Origin of the sequence: Actinoalloteichus caeruleus (assembly GCF_049311605.1) — a bacterium.
GTDB lineage: Bacteria > Actinomycetota > Actinomycetes > Mycobacteriales > Pseudonocardiaceae > Actinoalloteichus_B > Actinoalloteichus_B caeruleus.
Genome location: NZ_CP186005.1, coordinates 4,084,550 through 4,110,316, shown reverse-complemented (window position 1 = coordinate 4,110,316; position 25,767 = coordinate 4,084,550). Strand labels below are relative to the sequence as shown.

The following is a 25,767-nucleotide window of genomic DNA, read 5'->3' as shown; positions in this document are numbered from 1 at the left end:
CGTCCGGTTGTCCAGTCCCCCACCGGAGGTGGGCGGTCCGGGGCTGGCCTCGGTCGCGCGGCATCGTCGCCGGGCGAGGGAGCGGTGTTCGGGAGCCGATCAGGGGTTGGCGGAGCAGCACGCGGCGCACCGGTCCGGGGAGTCCGGCCGGCGTGCCGGTGAGGCCCCCGTTCGGGGGGTGAGATCAGAAGAAGGCCTTGGCCAGGCGCAGCGCGCCCTGCTTCCACGGGTCCCGGTGGGTCCGCCCGGTGCGTGTGACGGCGTGGTCGGTGGCCCGTCCGCGCCACCACTCGTAGGTGCGCAGCAGGGTCTCCCCGTTGCTGTACCGGGGTTCGAACCCGAGCACCCGGCTCGCCCGGCTGGTGTCCACGTAGGAGTCCCGGACGAGTTTGTGCACCAACCGCTTGTAGACGGGGGAGAGGCGGAGCGCCGCCAGCCCTCGGAGCACGGCGACCGCCGGCAGCACCGGCACACCGACGACCCGCCCGCCGTGCCCGGCCGCGTCCAGCACGCCCTGGAAATCCTCCCGCAACGTGCCGAACCTCGTGGCACCAACATTGAACGTGTCGTTCACCGTGGCGTCCGGCATTCGTAACGTCGCGCGCACCACCGCGCAGAGATCGTCGACATCCAGCATTTGGGCCCGTTTTCGCCCTCCTGCTGGGAGCGGAAATGACCGGCCCTCGTCCGCCCATTCGAAGAGCATGGAAAACAGGCCGAGACGTTCCTCCCCGAGAAAGGTTTTCGGGCGCAGGACCGGTGCGCACAACCCGGAATCCCGTTCTCGCTCGACCAGGATCTCCGCCGCCCTTTTCGCCTCGCTGTAGGGGTCGACGGGGCGGCACGGGTAGTCCTCGGGAGTGGGGCAGTCCTTCGGTAGCCCATACACCGCGGTCGACGACACGTGCACCAGTCGGGGGACACCGGCGGCCCGGACGGCGCGGAGCACCGAGTCCGTGCCGTCGACGTCGACGGACCTGATCTCGGACGCGCGGTGGCTCGGGAGCGCCGCCGCCGCGTGCACCACCGCATCAGCTCCGCTGAAAATCCTGGTCAGCGTGGTGGTGTCCCGAATGTCCGCCGTGTGGAATGTCGCGCGGTCCCGGGTCCGGGCCGGTGCTGGGCGCAGGTCGACCCCCACCCACCGCACCTCGGGCCAGTCCTGCGCGACCAACGCCGTCCCGAGCATCCCCGCCGCCCCGGTGACGACGACGCGCCGGGGTTCCGCGGCGGCCCCCGGTTCCCGGGCCCCCCGCGTCCCCACCTCGGCGGCGGAGTTCTTCTCCGTGTGTCCCGACATCATGTGCCCTCCAGCTTTCCGGACGTGCTCCCGCCACGTCGGACAGCCCGAAGGGGTTGGCAGCGCCGCCAACTCGCCGAATCCGGGGTGTCCGAAAAAGGGAGACGGTGATCGGCGGCGGTGCCGTCTGGAATGTTCCGGACGGACACTAACCAGTGCTGAATGCGGGTGCAAGGAGTTTCCGTCGGCGGTCCGGAATTGCGCGGTTGGGATGAGTTGGGTGGCCTCCGGAACGCCTACCCGAGGGGGCCGAAGGGTCGATCGATCCTCAAGTGCCGCTGACGCCATCCGGCGGACACCCGCGGCGGCCGGACCCGTCGATCGAGGGGAAGCGCGCCGGAGCGGCCCCCTGGCGCGGTGCCTGGCGCCGGCAGGGCGGCGGTCCTCCCCGGCGGCTCGCGCCGGGGGCGCCACATCCCCGGTCGGGTGTGGCCGGCTGGTCATGTCCCGCCCGCACCACCGGGCAGCTGTGATCTGCTGGGCTCCGTCGCCCGTCGCCCGTCGCCCGTCGCCCGTGCAGCATCAGGACCGTCACACCGGTAGCGGGTCCTCCGACGCGGGAGCGCGGACGGCGGGCCCCGCCCTTCCCGAGCCGGTGCCGTGGAGCCGGCGGGCGCGGCGCGACCCCGAACGTGCCGCCGGACGATCAGGGCTGGGCGGGACGGGTTGGTGACCGGGGCCGGGCGCCGGGGGCCCGCTCCGGCGGCGGGTGACGCGACGGCGCGGGCGACCAGGCCCACCGAACCGCCCCGCCGAACCCGGCGGAACACCGGTCCCGGCCGCGTGGTGCGGGCCCACCCGGTCGAGGGCCGGTCGCCGCCGACCCGCTCCGACTCGCCGCGCGGGACAGGGACTGAGCGACGCGGTTCCGGTCGCGTCGCCGGAGGACCCGCCAGGCTCAGGGCGAGGTCCCCACCGTCGCCGGCCGGCTGGGCAGGGCACCCCGCCGGGCATCCCGCCGGACGGACCAGCTGCCCCACAGGAAGAACACCACGTCCGCGAGGACCAACAACACCCGGCTGGCGGTGGCCACCACGACCGCCGCACCGAGCGGCAGACAGGTGGTGAGGAGCGCGACCAGCACCCCTTCGCGGATGCCGAGGCCGTCGGGAACGACGAAGGCGATGTTGCCGGCCACCGTCGCCAGCGCGAAACCACCCACGGCTGGCAGCACCGCCTCGACGGGATCGGCTCCCAACCCGACGGTCAACACCCAGAGGTGCGCGCCCGTGACCAACCAGAACAGCGCGCAGATCCACACGCCTCGGCGGAGCGGGGCCACCGCCACCGGCACCAGCCTGGACCGCAGTGGGCGGAGCCGGGCGGCCCACCGCAGGCAGAGGGCCAGCGACCACGGGATGAGCACGAGGGCCGCCGCCGCACCCGCCAGCCCCCCGAGCAAGACCAGCACCCCGCCGTCGAACATCAGCGCGGACACGGGGAGCGCCACCAGGATCCCGGCGGTCAGCGAGACCATGAGGAACGCGCCGAAGGCGGCGGTGAGGTGCGTGGCGGTGACGCGGTGGCGTGCGGCCAGCGAGGCCTGGAGCACCACCGACCACACCAGGCCGGGCACGTACTTGCCCAACACCCCCACCGAGTACAACCGAACGGTGTCCCGCGCTCCGAGCGGGGTGGACAGCGCCTGGAGGGGTTCACGCCACGCCAACGCCATCAGGGCCACGCCGAGCAGGGCCGGGAGGAAGGAGAGCAGCAGGACCAGGGGGCTGAGGTCGCGCGCCGCGTCCCCGATCTCACCACGCTGGTCCCACAGCCCCCGCGTCACGATCACGGCGGCGGTGACGAGGATCGCGAGGGTGATCGTCGCGCGGACCCAGGGGAGCGCGACGAGCCGCCGCAGGGTGTGGGCCGCGTGACGCGCCCTCCCGGCTGGCGCGCGCGCCTCCTCCTGGCCGGGGGCAGCCGTGTCCGGCCCGGCCCCGTCGTTCGACGGCGTCGCCGGTGCCCCGCCTCGCTGGTCCTGAGCTGGTTCGCCCTCCGGAGCCACGCGAACGGCGGTGCCGGCGGCCGGTTCGCGGTCCGGCGAGACCGGTTCCTTGGTCTTCTCGGTCATCGGTGCTCCTCCAACGCCACGGTGGCCGACCGCCCACCGTGGTCCGACGGTCCTGCGGTGCGGATCGGGTTGAACGCACGGAACTCACCTGGGATGCGCCGCCCCGGTCGCGGCCGCCGACCCGGGGGCACGGGCGAGCCGGGGACGGGAGGCGGGCCTGCTCGCCAGCGGCCTGGCCGTCGAACTCGGGGGCGGAACCGTCTCCTCGCGGAGGAACCGGGCCGGGCCGGCCGTTGGAGGAGGGCCACGAACCGGGACGAGGTCGCCTAGCGGACGTCTCGGCAGTGCTCGGCCCGTGCCCGGTGCCGGTGGCGGCACCTCTCACCGGCGGAGTGGGACCGGCCGCGCGGTGTGCCGCGCCACGGCGAGGAGGTGGACTCGTCCGGCGGCCCACCAGCAGAGAGAACACAACCGGTCGCTCCTCGCCGAGAAACGTCCCCGCACCCGGACCGATGCGTGAGAACAGCATTGTTTCGCTTCCCACCAGTTTTCTCGGCGGTCGCCTCTTCGGAACTCTACGACTTCCGCGCGGGAAGGAGGTAGTCCTCGTCCTGGTGGTGGGAGTGTCACGGTCGGTGGACGCGGGGGGAGGCCGGACCGCTGGCCGGGGATGGGGTGATCGGGGAAGGCCCATGCCCCCTGTCGCGTGGATGTTCGCCCAGGTGAGAGTCTTGCCGTGTCCGTCGAGGCCTTCGCGACCCGCCACCGGGAGCGCCTCCCGCCGCCGGCGGGAGGCGCGACACGAGCCGCCAGGTGGTGACCCGGAGTGACGGAGTGGGCGTCGTCGTGCCCGGCGAAATGAGACGGGAAATGTGTCGTCCGGACGGGTGAAATAGTAGAACGGGGGCTGGCGGGAACGCCGCCGTTGTTCCTTCTTTCGGAGGAGAGAACTGGCGGCCGGGTGCATATCGTGTTCGTTTTCCCCGCGCTCCGGGGTCGGATCGGGACGTGGCCGGTGAATCACGTGGTCGCACCTGGTCGGCGTGCCGGGACCGGGGGCGGACCACGCGTCCTCGTGCCGCCAGGGGTCGAGGTCGTCCGCGCGGTCCCCGGGGATCGTCCCGGCGCGGTGGAGGTGGTGCCAGCACCACGTCCGGTCGCCCCCTCCGCGACGCGGACGCCGGGGAGCGGCGTCGTCGGACCGGATCCGGTGTCGGCACGAGCCGTCTCACCCGAGGCCGACCGCCCCGCCCCCGGGGCCGGGACTGGCGGTCCACGGGTCGGGCTGGGCGCTCGCGATCACCACGCGCGAAGGCCACCGGCCGTGGGGACCCGTTCCGGGACGGGCCCGGCACCCCCCCCGGCCGCGTCTCGTCCCCGGGCCTGGCGCGGGGCACGGACGCCCCGAGGCCGGACGACGGCAGGTGGCCCGAGCTCAGGCGGGCTCGGGGCGAACGAGGAGCCGTCGCGGGGCGGGGATGCGGCTACGAGGTCCCCGGACACGGCGAGGGCGCGCTCCCCCGGGGGGAAACGCGCCCTCGCCGTCGTTGACGAAGCCTCAGATGACGCTCACGCCGGTGGCCTGCGGGCCGCGCGTGCCCTGGCCGACCTCGAAGCTGACCCGCTGGTTCTCCTCCAGGGTGCGGAAGCCGTTGCCCTGGATCTCCGAGTAGTGCACGAAGACGTCGGGACCGCCGTCCTCGGGGGCGATGAAGCCGAAGCCCTTCTCGGAGTTGAACCACTTCACGGTGCCCTGAGCCATGCCTGTCTCCTCTGTGGATGGCGTGTACGTGTCGCCGCCGGTGCCGCGACCCGGGTCGTCTCAGACGGGAGCGTTCCCCGACTCTGCCTTGAGGAAAACCACATGCCCACCACGACGTTTCGCGAGCGCGTCACACGAACACAAAACGACGACCGACGACAGTGAATCACATCCATCTCCCGACCGCCCGTCGATCACCTCGCGTGTCGGCCTCCCGGCGGTCCGGGAACCCCGCCGCCGGGAGGCGCGGACGGGGGCTCCCCGGTGGCCGGGGAGCCCCCACTCGCCTCTCCGGGTCAGCGCCCGCCGCTGGTGGTGAACCCGCGGACCGCGGAGCGGGCCGTCACGCCCTCGGCGTCGCTCACCTCGGCGAACCAGGCGTAGCGGGTGCCCTCTCGCAGCCCGCTCCACTCCAGGGCCGCCTCCCGCCCCGACTCGGTGGGGACGGTGCCGATCTCCGCCATGGGCCTGAGCAGCCCGAGACCGGTGGTCTCCACCTTCCTGGGGGTCAGGAGGTCGACGTCCAGCACGAACTCGTCGTCGGCGTCGCCGTAGCGGCCCTCGCCGTCGTACTCCCACGAGTTGTGCTCGCCCAGCGACGGGGAGTAGGTGTTCACCGCCATCCGCCCGGCGTCGGCGTCGAACTGGAGCAGGCGCAGGAACCCGGTCCTGCGCTGCCCGTCCACCTCGAACGCCTGGTAGTCGGCGAGCATCTCGACCACGGTCCGGTCACCATCGCCGACCTCGTGCTGGACGACGGTGGACACGCCGTGGAAGTGGCCGGACAGCACCAGGAACACGTTGTCGTGCGGTTCGACGAGCTCGTCCCAGAAGACGTCGCCCTGGGCGGTCCACCGCCCGTTCTCCCGGGTGGCGCGCTCGCCCTCCGGCCGCAGGTACTCGTGGGTGCCGAGGATGACGTTGTGGTCCGGGTGCGCCTCGATGACCCGACGGGCCCAGGCGATCTCCTCGGGGTCGGCGAAGTAGCCGACGCTGAGCATCAGGAAGTCCAGCCCGCCGGCCTCGACGAGGTCGTAGTGGCTGCTGTTGTCGCCCTCGCGCCACGACCCACCCCACCACGGCTTGTCCTCGTAGCGGTCCGGCCCGAAGTACTCGTTGTACAGGTCGTTGGTCAGGCCCCACTTGTTGTCGTGGTTGCCGGGCAGGATGCCGTTGGGCAGGTCCGCGTCGTCGAGCAGCCGCTGAGCGTCGGAGGCGAACTCGAACTCGTGGCGGGCCCGTTCCTCGCGGTCGACGCCGCGGATCCAGGTCTCGATGATGTCGCCGGTGTGGAACGAGTAGTCGATCTTCCTGGCCTCCTGGTTGGCCACCAGCCAGGAGTTGATCGCCGTGTAGGCCTCGCGGAAGTCCTCGGCGAGGAACTGGGTGTCCGTGACGTGCGCGACGGAGAAGTCGTACTCGTGGGGGTTGGCGAACTCCTGGTTCGGCTCCTCCGAGCCACCGAAGGACTCACCGGTCCGGGGGCCGTCCTGCACCAGCAGGTTCACCGTCCGGCCCCGGACCATGCTCGACACGTCAACCCGGCCCAGCAGGCCGATCTCCTCCCCGTCGACGCCAGCCCCCGCGTCCAACAGCGTCCACTGCCCGGCGCGGTGGTCCCACGCCCTCAGCTGGAGCTCGTTGCGGCCGCTGGAACGCCCCGACCAGCTCACGTGGAACTCCGGGACGTCCCGGAGGTGTTCGCCGACGACCAGTTCGAAGCGCTGGAAGGGGAAGTCACCGGAGCGGTCCTCGCTCACCACCGGTTCGGCACCGGGAGCCCCGGGGACGTGCGGACGTCCCACCCGCTCCTCCCCAGGAACCCGGAGGACGCTCGGGGGAGCCTCGGACGTGGCGCCGGTGAAGGACTTGGTGGCCGAGTCCACCACCGGGATCACCGGGGCGCCCCGGAAGGAGACCCGCATCGTGTCGCCGTTGGGGTGGTGCACCCGGCTCGTCAGCTCCGCGTCCCGGTCCACGACCGCGCCATCCGCCGGTCCGCCCAGCTCGGGCGTCCAGGGCCGGGCCCGGGTGTCCAGCTCCACCGGCTCCAGATCGGCCGGGTCGGGCACCGCCGGGTCCCGGGGCTCCGGGGTCACCAACTCGCCCGGAGTGCGGGGCGCCTTGGCGAAGTCGGCGACGTTGTCCCCGGTCGAGCGCGCCCGCTGGTAGCTCTCCCCCTCGGAGGTCAGCAGCGAGTTGTGCAGGGCCAACCCGAGCACGCAGGGGCTGGTGACGTCCTGGTACCCGAAGTCGGCGGTGCGGACGTAGGCACCGGCGGCGTCGACCAGCCGCTCGTCCGCGTCCTGGAGCCACACGCCGTAACCGTCGTCGTTCAGGCTCGTCGGGTAGGTGGTGTCGGCGACGTCGGCGAGCTCCGAGCCGGCGCGGGCGGCCAGGAAGGTCTCACCGGGGGCGAGGGTCGTGCCCGCCGGGGCGGTGAACTGCGGCGTGGTGACCCGACGCCCGGTGCCGGCGCAGCGGTGCAGCGACCACCCGTCGATGCTCACCGGCTCGTCACCGTAGTTCGCGATCTCGACGAAGTCGTCGTTCGTGCCACCCGGACCGGCGTTGGCGAACTCGCTGATGCGCACCGGTCCGAACTCGAAGGGCTCCTCGACCAGGTCCTCCGGGTCGTGGATGACCAGCTCGCCGGGTGTGCGGGGTGCCTTGACGAAGTCCGCCCGGTTGTCCCCGGTGGAGCGGTGGCGCTGGTAGCTCTCGCCGTACCCGTAGTCGAGGGTGTTCGGCAGGCGTTCGCCCTGGGCGCAGGCGCTGTCCAGGTGGTCGTAGACCGACACCGCGTCGACGATGGCACCGTCGGCGTCCTCCAGCAGCGCGCCGAAGCCGGCGTCGTTGAAGCTGACGCCGTAGCGCGCGTCCGGGTCCTCCACCGTCGACGCCGAGCCGGCCCGGCTGATCACGTAGGTCTCGCCCGGTTGGAGGACCTTCTCGGGCAGCGGGTCCAGCTGGCGGGTGCCGGCGTCCCGGCGGCCCGTGGCGGTGCACCGGTAGAAGCTCCAGCCGGTGATGTCCACGGGCTCGTCCCCGAAGTTGGCGAGCTCGACGAAGTCGTCGTTGGTGCCGCCGGGCCCTCCGTTGGCGACCTCGCTGAACAGGACGTCACCCGGGCGCGCCCCCTCGTCGGGAGTGGTCGCGTTCGGCGCTCCGGGTGTGCGGCGGGCGGCGATGAAGTCGGCGGCGTTGTTCCCGGTGGAGGACACCCGCTGCCAGCTCTGCGCCCGCTTGTAGTCGAGCGTGTTCGGGATGTTGGCGCCCTGGGCGCAGTCGCTGTGCACGTGCGCGGGGTAGACGCCGACCGAGTCCACCATGCGGTGCTCGGCGTCCTCCAGGTACACGCCGAACCCGTTGTTGTTGAAGCTGACGTCGTACCGGGCGTCCGGGTCCTCGATGGTGCTGGCGTTGCCCGACCGGGTGATGAGGTAGCTCTCGCCGGGGGCCAGTCGGACGCCGTCGAGCGGCGGCACCTGCGGGCTGCTCACGTGCGCGCCCTCCCCGGAGCAGCGGAACACCCACCACCCGGTGAGATCGGCCTCGGCGTCGCCGTAGTTCGTCAGTTCGAGGAAGTCGTCGTTCGTCCCTCCGGGGCCCCCGTTGGCGAGTTCGCTGATCCGGACGTCCGGCGTGCCGCCGGCGCTGGCCTGCTCACCAGGGGCGATGACGACCAGGGGGATCGCCAGCGCGGCGGCCAGTGCCGCCGGTAGTGGTCGTGGAACTCCGAGCCGGCGGCTCATGTGTGCTCCCTTGGCTGCGGAAGTGCGCCGGCCCGTGTCGGCGGCGCGCTGACAGCTGCCAACCCTCGACAGCCCGGGTGAACCGTGGCGCGGTGGTCGTTGATCAGGTGGTGAACGGCCGGCTAACACTCACGCGGTTCACACATCGGATCGGCGGTGGCACCGGTCGGGTGAGCGGTGGCCCCCGCCGTTCGGGGCGGTGGGGGAGGGGCCATCCTGGGGAGGTGACGGGATGGACGCCGGAGACCGACCAGTTGGGTGCGTTGCTCGCGGGGACCGCCGAGCGGGCACGCGCGGGGTTCCACCGCCGGAACGGGCGGCTCGGAGCGTCCTCGACGGTGCACGCGGTGCGGCTCCAGCGGTGGGTCGGTGGTGTCGAGGTCCCCGCTCCCGCCTGCCACGTGGGGAGCGGGACCTGGGACTTCACCACCTTCCACCCGACGGGGGACGGGGTGACGTGTCGGCGCTGCCGGCGGTCCGGCGCGGTCGGGGTCACCGATCTCGTGTCCCGTTCGGCCCGGCAGCTGAGCTTCGACGACGCCCAGGACTCCCTCTTCTGAGACGCCCCGCCCCCGGCCCTCCGGAGGGGGCGCGGACGGGGTGCCGCGCCGGACGAGCCCCGGCGGCGCTCGCCGTCGACTCCTGGCGCTCCCGCCGTGCGCCCGCCGCGGCGGACCAGCTGAGCGCGCGCTCCCCGTCGTGGCGGAGACCTCGGACCGTGGGGACGCCCCGCCCTCGGGGGCGCCGGGACGCGTTCCAGGGCTGCGGTGCCCCCGGTGTCCCGACCTGGCGGTCGAGGGCGAGCCGGCCCGCCGATCGGGTGTCCACCGCGCGCCGCGGCGCCCCATCGTCCGCGCGCGGTCGGCGGACGCGGGTTCCACGACGCCGGATGACGTCGGGCCCAGCCGGCGGACCTCGGACCCGGCCGCCGCTCGCCGCTGTCGGTGACTGATCCACGACCTGCGGTGACAGTATTAATTAATTAGTATTTTTTCTTGACCTGGTGTCCGTTGGCGGCCAATACTTCCCCGCAACCGTGGCACCGGGGCCGCGGACGCGAGGTTCGAAGGAGAGCCGATGACGACGATCGCGAGGGGCCGCCGACGGACGGTGTCCGCACTGGTCGCCCTGCTCGCCGCGACGCTGGCCCTGGCGGGCTGCGGCACCAGGATCGGGGAGGGCGGCCGCTTCGGTGTCGTCTACATGGACGCCCAGGGCTACTACGCCGGGGTCCGCAAGGGCATGCAGGACGAGGCCGCCGAGGCGGGTCGCAGCATCCAGCTCCTGGAGCTCAACGCGCAGGGTGACGCCTCCCGCGAGAGCACCTTCGTCGACACCGTGAGCTCCGCCAAGGTCGACGCGCTGGTCCTCTCGCCGGTGTCCGAGACGGCCTCCATCCCCGCCATCCGGCTCGCGCACCGCAGCGGCGTGCCGGTCATCTGCTACAACACCTGCATCGCCGAGGAAGCGGCCCAGGAGTACGTCACCGCCTTCATCCTCGGTGACCCCGTCGAGTTCGGCCGGCTCCTCGGTGACGCCGCCGCCGACCACTTCCTCGCCGAGGGCATCACCGCCCCCAAGATCGGCGTCGTCAACTGCGAACAGGTCGAGGTCTGCGTCCAACGCCGCCTCGGCTTCGAGGAAGCCCTCTTCGCGAAGGTCCCCGACGCCGAGATCGTGGCCAACCAGCAGGGCTCCACCATCGACGAGGCCGTCAACGTCGCCGAGCGGATCCTCACCGCGCACCCGGACCTCGACGCGTTCTTCGGCCAGGCCGGCGGCGCGACGCTCGGCGCGATCCGCGCCGTGCAGGCCAGGAACAAGGTCGGCCAGACCGTCGTCTTCGGCGGCGACATGTCCACCGAGGCCGCCAACGCCCTGGTGGACCACAGCATCCTCAAGGGCAACGTCGACATCTCCGGCATCGCCGTCGGCCGGATGGCCGCCGAGACCGCGCAGCGCGTCCTCGCCGGCGACGAACCGGAGGAGTTCGTCCTCCCCGCGCCGATCGAGCTGTACACCACCCCGGAGGACGGCCAGGAGTGGCTGGAGAACCACCCGGACGGGCTGCCCTGACCCGGACCCCCAGTCCTTCCCCGCCTCTCGCCAGAGATCGGAGCACGTGGTGACCGACAACGACGTCCTCGCCGCCCAGGCGAGCAACGTGACCAAGGAGTACCCGGGAGTGCGCGCCCTCGCCGGCGCGGACTTCGAGATCCGGGCCGGCGAGGTCCGAGCGCTGCTCGGCCGGAACGGCGCCGGCAAGTCCACCCTGATCCGCATGCTGTCCGGTGTGGACGTCCCCGACTCCGGGGACGTGCGCATCGGCGGCACCCCGCTGGGCGACGGCGGCGTCCGCCGCGCCGCCGAACTCGGGGTGTCCACCGTCTACCAGGAACTCAGTCTCGTCCCCTGGATGACCGTCGCCGAGAACCTGTTCCTCGGCGCCTGGCCACGCCGGGGCGGTCGCGTCGACTACGAGGGGATGCGCCGCGAGGCCTCGGCGGTCTTCGCCGAACTCGACCTGCGGATCGACCCCGACCGGATGGTCGCGACCCTCTCCCTCGCCGAACAGCAGCTCGTGGAGATCGCACGCGGGGTGCGCGGCCAACCCGGGGTGCTCATCCTCGACGAACCCACCTCCGCGCTGGCGGTCAACGAGGTCGAGATGGTCCTCGACGTCGTCCGCCGCATCGCCGGCCGGGGCGTCGCCGTCGTGTACGTGAGCCACCGGCTGGACGAGATCCGCCAGGTCGCGCACAGCATCACCGTGATGCGCGACGGCCGCACCGTCGAAACCGTCCCCGCGCGCGACGCCACCACCGAACAGATCGTCGGCCTGATGCTCGGAGGCGAGACCAGCGCGGCGGAACGGCCCGCGACCAGGACCATCGACCGCACCCGCACCCCGCTGCTCAGCATCCGGGACCTCGTCGTACCACCCAAGATCGAGTTGGTGTCCCTCGACCTGCACGCGGGGGAGGTCCTCGGGATCGGCGGCCTGCTCGGCGCCGGCCGCAGCGAGCTGCTCCGGGCGATCGCCGGGTTCGACCCGCCCCACTCGGGTGCGGTCGAGGTCGAGGGCCGCCGTGTCGACCGCCCCTCCGCCCGGCGCATGAAGGAACTGGGAGTCGGGCTCACCCCGGAGAACCGGAAGGCGGAGGGCATCGTCCCCCTGCTCGGAGTCGACGAGAACATGGTGATGTCCGACTTCCGGGCGGTCTCCCGGGGACCGGCCGTCTCACCGTCCCGGGTCCGCGCCGCCGCCACCGCGCTCGTGGAACGGCTCTCGGTGAAGACCGCGCGCCCCGAGACGCCGATCACCAACCTCAGCGGGGGCAACCAGCAGAAGGCCGTCATCGGCCGGTGGCTGCACGCCGGGAGCCGCATCCTGCTGCTCGACGAACCCACCCGAGGCGTCGACGTCGAGGCCAAGGCCCAGATCTACCGGCTGGTACGCGAACTGGCCGCCGCCGGAGCCGGAGTGCTCTTCGTCTCCGGAGAACTCGAGGAACTTCCCCTGGTGTGCGACCGGGTCGTCGCCCTGCACGGCGGCCGCATCCGCGCGGAGTTCAGCGGACCCGACATCACCCTGGACAACATCCTGGCCGCCACGATGGCCGTGGAAAGTGTGGAGCACTGATGACCACGTCTTCGCAACAGACCCAGCCCGGCACCGCCGCGTCCCCCTCGGCCTCCCCCTCAGCCGGCACCGCGCGGCGCCGACGGCTGAACGAGATCGGCCTGCTCGCCGCGATCGTCCTGCTCTACGTCGTCCTCGGCAGCACCGCCTCCGGCTTCCTGTCGCTGGACAACCAGCTCGGCATGCTCCGCGACGCCGCCACCATCGGCATCGCCGCCTGGGGTGTCACCCTCGTCATCATCGCCGGCGAGATCGACATCAGCATCGGACCGGCGGTGGCGTTCTCCTCCGTGCTCGTCGCCAAGGGCGCCACGGCGTGGGGACTGGGCAGCTGGGGCGGCATCGCCCTCACCCTCGCGCTCGGCCTCGCCTGGGGTGCGCTCGCCGGGTGGCTCGTCGCCAGGTTCACCGTGCCCTCCTTCATCGCCACCCTCGGCCTGTGGAGCGTGCTCGGCGGGCTCGGGCTCTACCTCACCGACGCCCTGCCCGTCGCCCTGCCCGACAACGGGCTGTTCCGCACGCTCGGCGGGACGGTGCTGGGACTGCCCACCTCCGCGCTGGTGATGCTCGTCCTCTTCGCGGTCTTCGCCTACGTCGCCCGCTACACCGCCTACGGCCGCTCGATCTACGCCACCGGCGGCAACGCCGCCGCCGCCCGGCTGGCCGGCATCAACACCGGCCGCGTCAAGATCGCGCTGTTCGCCACCACCGGCCTGCTCTCGGCCATCACCGGCATCCTGCTGGCGGCCCGGCTCGGTTCCGGGAACGGCGGCGCGGCCGCCGGCCTGGAGTTCGACGTGATCGCCGCCGTCGTCATCGGCGGCACCCTGTTGGCCGGCGGCCGGGGAAGCCTGCTGGGCACCCTGCTCGGCGTCGCCTTCATCACCGTCATCGCCAACGGCCTGGTGCTGCTGGGCGTCGACTCCTTCTTCCAGAACGTCGTCCGAGGCGTGATCATCGTCGGCGCGGTCCTGGTCAACGTCGCCATCAGCAACCGGGACCGGGCGGTCCGCACCGTATGACCCCGACGACCACCAGAACCCGGTCACGAGCCGAACGGAGACCGACATGACCGCGCCAGCCACCACCCCCGCCACCATGCGCGGTGTCTACCTGCCAGGCGACTCCACCGCCGTGGTCCGGGAACTGCCGGTACCCAGTCCCGGCCCCGGGCAGCTGCTGCTGCGCGTGGGAGCCTCCGGGATCTGCGGCAGCGACATCGGCTACATCTACCGGGAGCACAAGACCCACCGGGGCCAGGACGGACCCGCCTACCGGGGAGTCGTCACCGGGCACGAACCCAGCGGCACGGTCGTGGCCGCCGGACCCGGCTGCCGCGACTTCGGCGTCGGCGACCGGGTGATCGTCTACCACATCGCCGGCTGCGGGCTGTGCGACAACTGCCGGCTCGGCTACCAGATCAGCTGCACCGCGGACTCCCGCGCCGCCTACGGGTGGCAACGCGACGGCGGTAACGCCGACTACCTGCTGGTCGAGGAATCCACCTGCGTCCACCTGCCCGACGAGCTCTCCCACGTCGACGGCGCCCTGATCGCCTGCGGTTTCGGCACCGCCTACGAGGGCCTGCGCCGGGTGGCCGTCAGCGGGGAGGACGACCTCCTCGTCGTCGGCCTGGGACCGGTCGGCCTCGCGGCCGGGATGATCGCCAGGGGCATGGGCGCTCGCCGGGTGATCGGCGTCGAACCGTCGCCGGCGCGACGGGCCTGGGCCAACACCCTCGGCGTCTTCGACGCCACCGCCGAACCGGAGCAGGCGGCCACCGTCGTCGCCGGGCTCACCGGCGGCAGGGGGGCGAGCACCGGGATCGACTGCTCCGGCAGCCGCCCCGGCAGGTCCACCGTCATCGACAACGCGGCCGAGTGGGGACGCGTGTCGTTGGTCGGGGAGGGCGGCACCCTGGAGACGGAGGTGTCCGACGCGCTGCTCCACAAGCAGTTGACCCTCTACGCGTCCTGGGTGACCTCCGTGCCGGTCATGGCCCAGCTCGCCAGGAACCTCGTGCGTTGGGGGCTCCGCCCCGAGGCCGTGGTCTCGGACCGGTTCCCCCTCGCCGACGCCGACGCCGCGTACCGGCTCGCCGCCGGCAACAGCAGGGGCAAGGTGGTCCTGGTGGCGGACGGGGACGACCGGTGACGGCCGGGCGGGGCGACACCACGCCACCACCCCCGGACACCGCGCGCGTCGAACACGACGCCTCGGGGCCGGTTCCGCTGTGCCACCTGGACAACGGACTGGTCAGGGTGACCCTGGCCCCCACCCTCGGCGGCCGGGTGCTCTCGGTCCACGTCGACGGCCGCGAGCACCTGTACCACAACCCCCGGCTGCTCGACGAGGACCTGCGGCCCAGGGACGGCGTCCGCCTCACCCCCACCGCCGGGCCCATGTCGGCCTGGAACAACGTCGGAGGCGACAAGACGTGGCCGGCCCCGCAGGGGTGGGACGGCCCCGACCAGTGGGCCGGACCGCCGGACCCGGTCCTCGACTCCGGCGCCTACCGGCTGACCACCCGGGTCGAGGACGGCGAGGCCATCGCCACCATGACCAGCGACCCGGACCCCCGAACCGGGCTCCGCTCGACCCGCACCGTGCGGCTGCCGGCCGGCACCACCGGCTACCGGCTCGACCTGGAGTTCCACAACGTGTCCGACCGGCGGGTGCGGTGGGGGCTGTGGAACGTCACCCAACTCGTCGGGCACCCGCCGGCCGAGGCCGGGCCGGAGGCCGGCGTGTACGTGGGCCTCGCCGGGTCGGGGCGGCCCACCACGGTGGACCTCGTCGCCGGTACCGCCAACCCCGAGGTCCGCCACGACGGCCGGACCGCACTCGTCCCCGCGCAGGACGTGGTGGGCAAGGTCGGCTTCCCCGACGCCGCCGGATGGCTGGCGCACGTCGCCGCCCACGGCACCCTCACCCAGCGGTTCCCCGTCTGGGAGGAGGCCGAGTACCCGGACGGCGGCTCCCGGGTCGAGGTCTGGCTGGAACACCCCCTGGACCGGCCCCTCGACCACCTGGGCGGCCTCCAACCCCGGGACCGGGTCGTCGAGTGCGAGGCACTGGGCCCCTTCACCTGGCTGGACCCCGGCGACCGCGCCAGCCTGCCCGTCGACGTGCGCTTCGGTGCCACCCGGGACGCCGTCACCTCGGTGACCGACGCCGGGTACTGGACGCGCCCGCTCGGGCTCGTCGCCGACCCCGGCACGGGACGGTGGCGGCTCACCGGGGTGTTCGTCCCCGACAGCGTCGGCGCCCTCCGGGCCACCTGCCACGACGGCGGCGGCACCGAGATCGCGGTGGTGGACCACGACGGGCAGCGGCCCGGCCGGCCCGCGACGCTCCCCGAACTCCCCGAGCTGCCCCCGGCGGCCACCGAGATCCGGCTCTCGGTGCTGCGGCGGGCGGACGCGACGCCGGTCGACGTCGGAGTGGTCCGCCGTGGGTGAGAGGGTCGATCGACAACCAACACCGGCCCGGCGAGGACGGGCGGGTTTCCGAAGGACGAGGTGGGACAGGTGAACAGCACACCCCAGGAGGGCACCCCCCGTGCCGGGGAGTCCCGGTTCGCCGGCCGCACGGCGGTCGTCACCGGCGCGGCCTCGGGGATCGGGGCCGCCACCGCGCGCCGCCTCGCCCAGGAGGGCGCCGCCGTCGCCCTGCTGGACGTCGACGACCGGGTGCACGACGTCGCGACCGCCATCCGCGACGACGGTGGGCGGGCGCTGGGCCTGCGCAGCGACGTCGCGGACGAGGACGCCTGGGACCACGCCGTGACCACAACCCGCCAGTCGTTCGGCCCGATCGGCGTCCTGGTCAGCAACGCCTATACCGTCGACGTCCGGGCCGCCCACGAGATGAGCCGCCAGTCCTGGGACCAGCAGCTCGCCGTCAACCTCACGGGTACCTTCCTCGGATTCCGGGCCTGCCTGGGAGACCTGCGCGCCCAGCGGGGCGCGGTGGTCCTCACCTCCTCGGTGCACGCCGTCGTCGGACTGCCGGGGAGGCCGGCCTACGCCGCCACCAAGGGCGGGTTGACCTCGCTCGGGCGGCAGCTCGCCGTCGAGTACGGACCCGAGGTGCGCGTGACCTGGGTCCTGCCCGGACCCATCCTGACGGCGGCGTGGGACGAGGTGTCCGAGGAGGACAGGGTTCGCAGCGTCGAGCAGACCGTCACCCGCCGCTTCGGGACCCCGGAGGAGGTGGCCGCCGGTATCGCGTTCCTCGCGTCACCGGACGCCTCCTACGTCACCGGGACGGGACTGGTGGTCGACGGCGGGTGGACGGCCTTCAAGGCCTCCGCCTGACGGCGGCGGCCCGAACACGCGCCGGGACGACTGGAGGACGAGAAGGATGGCCGCCTACATCGGGCGCGGAGTGCACGGGAACACCGTCGAGCTGCTCGGCGTGCGGATCGTCTCCGGCGAACTCGCCGAAGGCGAGACGATCGACCTCGCCGGCCTCAGCGGCGAGCTGGACCTGAGCCTGACCGCGCTGCGGGAGGCGCTGAAGGTCCTGGCGGCCAAGGGCCTGGTGGACGCCAGGCAGCGCCGGGGAACCTTCGTGCGTCCCCGGGCCACCTGGAACCTCCTCGACGTCGACGTCATCCGCTGGCAGTTCGCCGCGGGAGCCGCCACCGCCTTCCTCCAGGACCTCGCCGAGGTGCGGACGGTCGTCGAACCCGCCGCCGCCCGGTTCGCGGCGCTGCGGAGACAGGAGGCGGACCTCGCCGCGCTCGACGAGGCCCTGCTCGCGATGGCCCGCGCCGTCGGCGGGGACCCCTCGGCCGCGGCCGCCGCCGACCTCGCCTGGCACCGGGCCCTCCTGGTCGCCACCCACAACGAGATGCTCATCCGGATGGAGATCTTCATCGAACCGGGGCTGTCCGAACGCGACCGGCTGGTGCACGGCGCCGCCGAGGACGACCCGGTGCCCAGCCACCAGGCCGTCGTCGACGCGATCCGGCTCGGCGACGCGGACGCGGCGGAACGGGCCATGCGGGACCTCCTGGAGAAGTCCGCGTCGGACCTGCGCCGGGTCACCGACGGCCGGTTCGCCGGCGCCGAGCACGACGGGCACCCCCCGGAGGAGCCCTCGACCCCCGAGCCCCGGGACGCGGGGACCCCGTCCTCCCGGCACGCCGACGACCACATGAAGGAGCTGTCGTGAAGATCACCCGGGTGGAGACCTTCCTCGTCGCCCCCCGCTGGCTGTTCTGCCGCGTGGAGACGGACGAGGGCATCGTCGGCTGGGGCGAACCCGTGGTGGAGGGACGAGCCCACACCGTGCGCACCGCCGTCCACGAACTGGCCGAACTGCTCGTGGGCGAGGACCCCCTGCGGATCGAGGACCACTGGCAGCGCATGACCAAGGGAGCCTTCTACCGGGGTGGCCCCGTGCTCTCCAGCGCCGTGGCCGGCCTCGACCAGGCACTGTGGGACATCGCGGGCAAGGCCTTCGACGCCCCGGTCCACCAGCTGCTCGGCGGCCCGGTCCGGGACCGCGTCCGTGTCTACGGCTGGGTGGGCGGAGACGAACCGACGGAGATCGCCGAGGCCATCGCCGCCCAGGTGGAGGCCGGTCTGACCGCCGTCAAGATGAACGGCAGCGGCCGGATGAGCCGGGCCGGCACCGTCGCCGAGATCGACGGCGTACTCGCCCGGTTGGCGGCCGCCCGGGAGGTCCTCGGCCCCCACCGCGACGTCGCGGTCGACTTCCACGGCCGGTTCACCGCCGCCACCGCCCGCCGGGTGATCCCACTCCTCGCCGACGCCCACCCCATGTTCGTCGAGGAACCGGTCCTGCCGGAGCACACCCACCTCCTCGGTGACCTCGTCCGGTCGAGCCCTGTCCCGATCGCCTGCGGCGAACGGCTGTACTCGCGGCACGAGTTCCTGCCAGCCCTCCAGGCGGGCATCGCCGTGGCCCAACCGGACCTCTCCCACGCCGGCGGCATCTCCGAGGTCCGGCGCATCGGCTCGCTCGCCGAGGTCTACGACGCGCAACTGGCCCCGCACTGCCCCCTCGGTCCGATCGCCCTCGCCGCCAGCCTCCAGATCGCCTTCGCCACCCCGAACTTCCTCATCCAGGAGCAGAGCCTGGGCATCCACTACAACGTCGGCGCGGAACTCCTCGACTACGTGGTGGACCGGGAGATGTTCCGCTTCGTCGACGGCCACCTCCCCCGCCCCACCCGGCCCGGGCTGGGGGTGCTGGTGGACGAGGACGCGGTACGGCGGGCCGACGAACTGGGCCACGAGTGGCGGTCGCCGACCTGGCGGCACGACGACGGCTCCTTCGCCGAATGGTGATCCCCCCGCCCGGCCGGGAAGCTCCGGACGGGCACGCACCACCCACAGACACCAGGAGACGCAGCATGAACCTTCTCGACCGCCTCGCCGAGGAGCGAGTGGTGGCGATCGTGCGCGGTCGCGACCCCGAGGCCGCCTACCGCGCCGTCCGAATCCTGTGGGAGGAGGGAATCGACCTGGTCGAGGTGTCCCTCACCGGCGCCGACGCGCTCGCGGTGATCGAACGCCTCGCCCAGGCGCGTGCCGGCCAGGCCGCGCTCGGAGCCGGCACCATCCTCTCCGAGCAGGACGCGCGGCGGGCCCGGGACGCGGGAGCCACCTTCGCCGTCACCCCGGCCATCGGGCCGGGCACGGCCACCGCCATCGAACTCGGCCTGCCCACCCTGGTCGGCGCGCTCACGCCCACCGAGGTGTACACCGCCGTCCAGGCCGGAGCCAGCGCGGTGAAGCTGTTCCCCGCCAGCCACGGCGGCGGACCCGACTACCTGAAGGCGTTGCGGGACCCCTTCCCCTCGGTGCCGTTCGTCCCGGTCGGTGGCGTCGACGTCGACGCCGCGCGCCGCTATCTGCGACTCGGGGCCCTCGCCGTGGGCGTGGGTTCCCCCCTCCTCGCCGGCGCCGCCGACGGGGCCGACCCGGCCGAGATGCGGGTACGCGCCCAGGCCTTCCGGGCGCTGGCCCGCGAGCACGACCAGGGCGGTGGACCCGCATGACCGAGGTCATCACCCTCGGCGAGACCATGGCGGCGCTCCGGGGCACCGGGCCGATGCGCCTCGGCGGAGACATGCGGCTCTCCGTCGCGGGAGCCGAGTCCAACGTCGCCATCGGGCTGTCCCGCCTCGGGCACGCCACCCGTTGGGTGGGCCGGGTGGGCGCCGACCAGCCCGGCGAGCTCGTCACCCGAACGCTGCGGGCGGAGGGCGTCGACGTCACCTCGGTCGTGGTCGACCCGGACGCCCCCACCGGGCTCATCCTGTTCGAACCGCGCGTCGCCGACGTCGTTCGGGTGAACTACTACCGCAGCGGCTCGGCCGGGTCCCGCCTGAACCCGGGGGACCTCGTGCCCGCGCTCACCTCGGGGGCCCGGCTGCTGCACGTCACCGGCATCACCTGCGCCCTGGGACCGGAGCCGCTGGCGGCGGTCCGTCGCGCCGTCGACCACGCCAGGGCCTCCGGGTGGACCGTCTCCCTCGACGTGAACTTCCGCTCCCGCCTCTGGACCGCCGACGAGGCCACCGAGGTCCTGGCCCCGCTGGCCGAACGGGCGGACGTGGTGATCGCCTCCGACGACGAGCTCCCCCTCGTCGCCGCCGGGGCGGGCGACACGGTCGATGCCGCCCAGCGGCTGCTCGGCGCCGGGGTGTCCGAGGTCGTCGTCAAACTCGGAGCCGACGGCGCCCACCTGCACCACCGGGGAGGGACCGAGCGGGTCGCGGCGGTCCGGGTGCCCGTCGTCGACACCGTGGGAGCCGGCGACGCCTTCAGCGCCGGGTACCTCTCGGCCCGCCTCGACGGGCTCGACGCCCCCGAGCGACTCCACCGGGCGGTGCTGCTGGGCGCGTTCGCCGTGGCCAGCCCCGGGGACTGGGAGGGACTGCCCACCAGGTCCGAGCTGCCCCTGCTCGACCTCGCACCCGGCAGCACCGTGCGCTGAGCTGGGCCTCGCCCGACACCTCGCCCGTGCCAGCCGGCCAGTCGGAGCACGGCACCCGCCAGCATCGTCCCGCCGGTGGCAGTGGCACCCGGGGCACCACCGGTGAACCGGAGCCACCCCGACCGTCGACGCGGTCCGCCCCGCCCGGTGGGTGGCCCGAGTCCCCCGGACCCCGGTCACGCCCGGCCCGCTGGTGCCGACGGGGACCCACCCCGAGCAGGGGACCTGCTCCGGTCGGGCACCCGGCCCGTTCGGACTACCCGCCACCACCTTGGCGGGCGCCGTCCGGCCCACTGTGGTTTCTTCTGACCGTGGGAGGCTCCTGGTCCGGTCGGCCGGCGGCTCCTCCCGAGGGCCGGGACCGACGAGGACGGACGCTGTCGTCGAGGGCGACACGACCCCACCGTTTCCGCACCGTCGGGTCACCCCGCCCACCGGGTTCCCGGCCCCACCGGCGGTCACGGTCAGCGAGAATCGACCCGGGCGGGCGCCGGGTGCCGGCGGCACCGACGGGGCGAAGCAGACGGCAGCGAGGCTGAAGGCAGGTGTCGGAGGATGGCCGTGCGGGACGTGGTGGCCGGAGAACGTTCGCGTCGTGACGTGATGGCCTGGGGCAGGGAGGCCGTCGAACCCGAACTGAGAGCAGCGGTCGACACCCTCCCCGAGACCCTCAGACGGGTGGCGGGATTCCACTTCGGCTGGTCCGACGCGCAGGGCCGCCCCACCCGGGCCGGCGCGGGCAAGTCGGTGCGCTCCGCGCTCACCCTGCTGTGCTCGGAGGCGGTCGGTGGCACGGCTGCCCACGCGACCACGGCGGCCACCTCGGTGGAACTCGTCCACAACTTCTCGCTGCTGCACGACGACGTCATGGATGGCGACACGGTGCGGCGACACCGCCCGGCCGCCTGGCGACTGTTCGGCGTCAACCTCGCGATCCTCACCGGCGACGCGCTCCTCACCCTGGCACTGGACCTCCTCACCGTCAGCGACCGACCCGAGGCGCGTCAGGGCGGTCGCCTGCTCGGCGCCGCCGTCCGCGAACTCGTGCACGGGCAGAGCCTGGACCTCGACTTCGAACACCGCCGGACCGTCGAGCTCGACCAGTGCGTGCGCATGTCCGAGGGCAAGACCGCCGCGCTCCTCGGTGCCGCCAGCGGACTCGGAGCGCTCTTCGGCGGTGGTGACCACGACCAGGTGGACCGGCTGCGCCTGTTCGGGGAACGGGTCGGCCTCGCGTTCCAGTTCGCCGACGACCTGCTCGGCATCTGGGGAGATCCGGAGGTCACCGGCAAGCCCGTGCACTCCGACCTGCGGAGCCGGAAGAAGTCGTTGCCGGTCGCCGCGGCACTCACCTCCGCCACCCCGCCCGGCGACGAACTGGCCGCGCTGTACGAGCGGCAGGGGGAACTCGCCGACGCCGAGGTGACCAGGGCCGCCGAGCTGGTCGAACTCGCCGGAGGGCGCGAGCACTGCCGGGAACGGATCGACGCCCTCCTCGCGGAAGGGCTGGGCCACCTCGACGACGCCGCCGTCGACGCCTCGGCAGCGCGGGACCTGGCCGGACTCGCCCAGCTGCTCGCCCGTCGCGACCACTGATCCGCCCCCGGCCGCCGGCGGGGACGGAGGTCCCCGGCCCGCCGTCGCGGGCCGAGTGACGGGAAGGCGGCCGCGACGAGGTCGTCACCCCGTTCCCGAACACGGGACGCCGGCACGTGCCCGCCAGCGAGCGGACGCTGGGGCCGGCGTCTCAGAACCAGGAACTCCGTCTCCGCAACCCCTCCGCCACGCGGCCCACAGCTGCCGGTAGACCGGGTCACCGAGCCTGCCAGCACCCGGTTTCTCAGGCATCGGGGGCAGGCTTGGCCCTGCCGGCCCGTCCTTCGTTGGAGCAGCGCCGGGCAGCCCGGGAACGCCAGGCTTGCGCCCGGCGATGGGTGCCCTAAGCACCCACGAGTCCTGTGCGGCGCCGGCATCGGTCCGGGACCTCCTCCTTCAAACCCGGGAGTTCTTGTTTCGCGCCCGGGGTGTGGCCAGCGGAACCCGTCCTGTCCCGCTAGACCCAGGAAGCCCTCGGTGTCAGGTCGATGCCTCGGACTGGTCACACGTACGGGTGGAACCCGCTGCTCCGAACGGGGTTCATCGCGGCCCAATCCCGCAAATCCGGGGATTTCCGTCGGAGCCGCCTCCCAAGATCAGCCGTGTCCATCCGAGAACCGGAGGAGAACGGTGACTTCGCACGACGACGGTGTTCCCGACAGCACTGTCCCCTGGGGGAAGGCGGGGAAGGGGGACAAACTGGATCCCTACCCGCTGCTGTTCCACCTCATCGACACGGCCGCCGTCGCACGACGGCTCCTTCCCGTCCTGCTGGGGCCGCAGGCGAGAGCGGAACTGGTCCGTGGGTTAGCGCCCTTGGGCGACCCGGAGACCTGGGTGGCCGTGCTGTGCGGCCTGCACGACCTCGGGAAGTACTCGCCGGCGTTCCAGGCCCTGCAGCGCGAACTCGCCATCGCCCGGTTCGCCGGGTTCCCGGTGGAACGCTACTTCTCGTCGATCAACCGCCATCGCCGGCAGCTGGGCAGGACGGATCTCCCGCACGGTCAGATCACCGCGCTGCACCTCCGGCGCCTGCTCACGGAGTGGGGTGCCCACGCGGAGACCGCGAGCGTGCTCGCCGCCGTGCTCGGTGGTCACCACGGTGTCCAGCCCGACTCGGCGAGCATGGGGCAGAGCGCCGTCACGCTCCGGCAGCACGGCGGGGAAACCTGGCGTCGCTGGCGGGACGCCTTCGTCGTCGACTTCCTCGGCCTGCACGGCCTGGCCATCCCAGCCCCCGACCAGTGGGGCCAGGTCCGGCTGTCCTGGACGGCGGCCGTGACGCTGGCGGGCCTCACCTCAGTGAGCGACTGGATCGCCTCCGACAAGCGCGGCTTCCCCACCGCCAACGCCCGGATCTCGCCGAAGGAGTACGTGCACGGCAAGGTCGCCGAACTGGCCGACCAGGCCGTCCGCTCCCTGCGCTGGACGCCGTGGCGCCCACCCTCCGACACCCGCTTCCACCGGCTCTTCCCCCCGGACCGTCGCGAGGCCGGGGGAGTGGTCGCGGTGCGCCCGGTGCAGCAGGCCGTAGAACAGACCCTCCAGGGCAAGGACAGGCCCGGGGTGCTGGTGGTCGAAGCCCCCACCGGCGAGGGCAAGACCAAGGCCGCGACGCAGGCCGTGGCGACCCTGATCAACCAGGTCGGGGCCGCGCTGCGCGAGGGTTCCGTCGATGTCGGTCACCGGCTCAGCGGCTTCTACTGGGGGATGCCCTCGCGCGCGACGAGCGACCAGGTCTTCCGGGAACTCGCCGCGCTGCTGGCCGACCTCGATCCCGAGCTGCGCCTGCGCCTCCTGCACGGCAGCGCGGATCTCTCCCTCGCCGCGATGGGGCTCCGCGAACGGTCCACGGCGGACGCCCTGAACCCGACCGAGGTCGGTGACGGGGTGGAGCGGGAGACCTCGGCCGAGTCCCGGGAGTGGTTCACCCGCAAGCGCGGCACCTCGGCCCCGCTCGCGGTGGGTACCGGTGACCAGGCCCTCCTCGCCGCGATTCGCTCCCGGCACGTCTTCGTCCGCCTCACAGGACTGAGCGGCAAGGTCGTCGTGATCGACGAGGTCCACGGCTACGACGTCCACATGACCGGCCTGTTGGGCCGGCTGATGATGTGGCTGGGCGCGCTGGGCACGCCAGTGGTGCTGCTATCGGCGACCCTGCCGCACCGGCAGAAGGACCTGCTGGTCCGGAGCTGGTTGGCGGGACGCACCGGCGAGGCGGTGACCCGGATCCGTCCGCTGTCCCAATCGACCGCGTACCCGCTGGTCACCTGGGTCGAGGCCGCGCCAGCGGAGGTCCGGGAGTTCCGCGAGTGCGGCCTGTCCCCGCTCAACCGGGCGCGGCGGGTGCGCCTGACCCGCTTCCCGGAGGTCGAGAAGTGGCGGCTCGACGTCGCGGCACTCCTGGATCTGGTGGGGGACGGCGGCTGCGTCGCGGTCATCCACAACCTCGTCCGCCGCGTCGAGGACACCGCCCGCCGCCTCCGGGCAGTGGTGGAGCAGCTGCCCGAGGCGGAGCGTCCGGAGGTCATCGAAATCACCGGCACGCTGACCACCAAGGAGCGTGCCGTGACCGAGCAGCGCCTGCGGGACCTCGTCGGTCCCGGTGGGACACGGCGCCCGTGCGTTGTGATCGGCACCTCCGTGCTCCAGGAGGGCCTCGACCTGAGCTTCGACCACATCGTCTCCGACCTGGCACCGGTCGACGCCCTCATTCAACGCGCGGGGCGGATCCAACGACACGGGGACATCGAACTTCCCGAGCGCCTCCTGTTGCCCACCCTTCACCTCACGGGGGTCGCGGAAACGGGGCGAGGCCCCCGGTACCCGCCCTACACCACCCTCGTCTACCCCGAGCACCTCCTGCAGCGCACCTGGGCGTTGATCGGGGACCGCTCCTGGTTGGCGAGCCCCGATGACGTCCGTGACCTGGTGGACCGGGTGTACGGGGAGCCCGAGGCCGTGGCCTGCCCGCCCGGGTGGGAGGCGGGATGGGCGGCCGCGGCGACCAAGTTGTCGCGGAAGGACTTCCTCGTCGAAGGCGAGGTGTCCACCCTGTACCTGCCGGCCCCCGTGGACGAGAACCTCGACCCAAGCCACCTCACCGCCAACCGGCGTCCGGGGAGGACCAGGAAGGAGACCGGTAGCCGTGAGCGCCGAGACCGACACTGAGCAGGAAGGGCACGCCTGGCTGCCGCAGGAGCACGTCGTCGAGGTCGCCCTGCTGACCCTCGAGGATGACGGTGAGACGGCTGTGTTCGACGGCACCACCCGGCTGGACCTCCAGGACGGCGAGTCGTTGGGCGAGGACTCCCCGGAGTCGGCGGTGGTCGTCGCCGAGCTCCTGGACGCGACGGTGCGCCTGCGGAGCCCAGAGGAGTGCGACGCCGAGCTCGTCTCCGCCTTCCTCGCGCGGTCCGTTCCCCCCGCCTTCGTCGCCAACCCGTGGTTGAACGGACACCGGGCGCTGGTGCTGCGTGGGGGTCGGGCGGAGGTCGGCGGCCGCCGGCTGCGCTACCAGCCGGGCCTTGGCCTGGTCGAGGAGGACTGACCTCCGACCGTGACGCGTCCCGTCCGTTCCTGTGCCCCGAGGGAATCGGGGCGGTGCCAGCCGACGAGGCGGGAAGGCCGGTGAGCGCCCCGGCCAGGGGTTGCCCGGCTCGGCCTGAACAGCGGGCGAGGACATGGCTGGCGTCCTCGCGGGTGTCTCGTCCTCGGCTG

18 protein-coding genes are annotated in these 25,767 nt (G+C 73.1%); 14 read left to right on the top strand and 4 right to left on the bottom strand.

Annotated features, from left to right (window positions below; all coding sequences use genetic code 11):
* Window positions 1-184 precede the first annotated feature (184 nt).
* The 4 genes from ACOJVX_RS16465 to ACOJVX_RS16450 all read right to left on the bottom strand — a co-directional run bounded on the left by ACOJVX_RS16465 (window position 185) and on the right by ACOJVX_RS16450 (window position 8,831).
* The gene (locus ACOJVX_RS16465; protein ID WP_245588776.1) at window positions 185-1,300 is read right to left on the bottom strand and encodes an NAD-dependent epimerase/dehydratase family protein; all 1,116 of its coding nucleotides are present in this window, start codon (window positions 1,298-1,300) and stop codon (window positions 185-187) included.
* Window positions 1,301-2,198: 898 nt separating this feature from the next.
* Window positions 2,199-3,374, bottom strand: coding sequence for a lysylphosphatidylglycerol synthase domain-containing protein (locus ACOJVX_RS16460; protein ID WP_103056503.1), 1,176 nt, complete (start codon window positions 3,372-3,374; stop codon window positions 2,199-2,201).
* 1,498 nt (window positions 3,375-4,872) lie between these two features.
* Window positions 4,873-5,076, bottom strand: a complete 204-nt coding sequence (locus tag ACOJVX_RS16455) for a cold-shock protein (protein ID WP_016698275.1) — start codon at window positions 5,074-5,076, stop codon at window positions 4,873-4,875.
* A gap of 296 nt (window positions 5,077-5,372) precedes the next feature.
* Complete coding sequence (locus ACOJVX_RS16450) at window positions 5,373-8,831, bottom strand: lamin tail domain-containing protein (protein ID WP_422646905.1); 3,459 nt, start codon at window positions 8,829-8,831, stop codon at window positions 5,373-5,375.
* Window positions 8,832-9,055: 224 nt separating this feature from the next.
* On the opposite strand from ACOJVX_RS16450, the gene ACOJVX_RS16445 reads away from it, so the two are divergent.
* The 14 genes from ACOJVX_RS16445 to ACOJVX_RS16380 all read left to right on the top strand — a co-directional run bounded on the left by ACOJVX_RS16445 (window position 9,056) and on the right by ACOJVX_RS16380 (window position 25,597).
* Window positions 9,056-9,391: a hypothetical protein gene (locus ACOJVX_RS16445; RefSeq protein ID WP_051313911.1), complete on the top strand. Its 336-nt coding sequence runs from the start codon at window positions 9,056-9,058 to the stop codon at window positions 9,389-9,391.
* A gap of 517 nt (window positions 9,392-9,908) precedes the next feature.
* A complete protein-coding gene (locus ACOJVX_RS16440) occupies window positions 9,909-10,907 on the top strand; it encodes a substrate-binding domain-containing protein (RefSeq protein ID WP_030106098.1) in 999 nt (332 codons plus the stop codon).
* A gap of 49 nt (window positions 10,908-10,956) precedes the next feature.
* Window positions 10,957-12,474, top strand: a complete 1,518-nt coding sequence (locus ACOJVX_RS16435) for a sugar ABC transporter ATP-binding protein (RefSeq protein WP_418154148.1) — start codon at window positions 10,957-10,959, stop codon at window positions 12,472-12,474.
* Window positions 12,474-13,496 carry an ABC transporter permease gene (locus ACOJVX_RS16430; protein ID WP_026418675.1) on the top strand — a complete coding sequence of 341 codons (1,023 nt, stop codon included), beginning with the start codon at window positions 12,474-12,476 and terminating at the stop codon, window positions 13,494-13,496. Before ACOJVX_RS16435 ends, ACOJVX_RS16430 begins: the two co-directional genes overlap by 1 nt.
* A 46-nt stretch (window positions 13,497-13,542) precedes the next feature.
* Window positions 13,543-14,628 carry a zinc-dependent alcohol dehydrogenase family protein gene (locus tag ACOJVX_RS16425; RefSeq protein WP_026418676.1) on the top strand — a complete coding sequence of 362 codons (1,086 nt, stop codon included), beginning with the start codon at window positions 13,543-13,545 and terminating at the stop codon, window positions 14,626-14,628.
* Window positions 14,625-15,935: a DUF4380 domain-containing protein gene (locus ACOJVX_RS16420; RefSeq protein WP_418154146.1), complete on the top strand. Its 1,311-nt coding sequence runs from the start codon at window positions 14,625-14,627 to the stop codon at window positions 15,933-15,935. Before ACOJVX_RS16425 ends, ACOJVX_RS16420 begins: the two co-directional genes overlap by 4 nt.
* 69 nt (window positions 15,936-16,004) lie before the next feature.
* Complete coding sequence (locus ACOJVX_RS16415) at window positions 16,005-16,793, top strand: SDR family NAD(P)-dependent oxidoreductase (protein ID WP_418154145.1); 789 nt, start codon at window positions 16,005-16,007, stop codon at window positions 16,791-16,793.
* Window positions 16,794-16,839: 46 nt separating this feature from the next.
* Window positions 16,840-17,655: a FadR/GntR family transcriptional regulator gene (locus ACOJVX_RS16410; protein WP_026418678.1), complete on the top strand. Its 816-nt coding sequence runs from the start codon at window positions 16,840-16,842 to the stop codon at window positions 17,653-17,655.
* Window positions 17,652-18,797 carry a galactonate dehydratase gene (gene dgoD / locus ACOJVX_RS16405; RefSeq protein ID WP_030106092.1) on the top strand — a complete coding sequence of 382 codons (1,146 nt, stop codon included), beginning with the start codon at window positions 17,652-17,654 and terminating at the stop codon, window positions 18,795-18,797. The genes ACOJVX_RS16410 and dgoD overlap by 4 nt, the downstream gene beginning before the upstream one ends.
* A 65-nt stretch (window positions 18,798-18,862) precedes the next feature.
* The gene (locus tag ACOJVX_RS16400) at window positions 18,863-19,510 is read left to right on the top strand and encodes a bifunctional 4-hydroxy-2-oxoglutarate aldolase/2-dehydro-3-deoxy-phosphogluconate aldolase (RefSeq protein WP_026418680.1); all 648 of its coding nucleotides are present in this window, start codon (window positions 18,863-18,865) and stop codon (window positions 19,508-19,510) included.
* Window positions 19,507-20,451 (top strand): sugar kinase, encoded by a 945-nt coding sequence (locus tag ACOJVX_RS16395; RefSeq protein ID WP_422646904.1) that lies wholly within the window; start codon window positions 19,507-19,509, stop codon window positions 20,449-20,451. The genes ACOJVX_RS16400 and ACOJVX_RS16395 overlap by 4 nt, the downstream gene beginning before the upstream one ends.
* A gap of 555 nt (window positions 20,452-21,006) precedes the next feature.
* A complete protein-coding gene (locus ACOJVX_RS16390; RefSeq protein WP_026418682.1) occupies window positions 21,007-22,047 on the top strand; it encodes a polyprenyl synthetase family protein in 1,041 nt (346 codons plus the stop codon).
* A gap of 630 nt (window positions 22,048-22,677) precedes the next feature.
* The gene (gene cas3 / locus ACOJVX_RS16385) at window positions 22,678-25,218 is read left to right on the top strand and encodes a CRISPR-associated helicase Cas3' (protein WP_422646903.1); all 2,541 of its coding nucleotides are present in this window, start codon (window positions 22,678-22,680) and stop codon (window positions 25,216-25,218) included.
* Window positions 25,196-25,597, top strand: a complete 402-nt coding sequence (locus ACOJVX_RS16380) for a hypothetical protein (RefSeq protein WP_418154142.1) — start codon at window positions 25,196-25,198, stop codon at window positions 25,595-25,597. The genes cas3 and ACOJVX_RS16380 overlap by 23 nt, the downstream gene beginning before the upstream one ends.
* The last annotated feature ends 170 nt before the right edge of the window (window positions 25,598-25,767 follow it).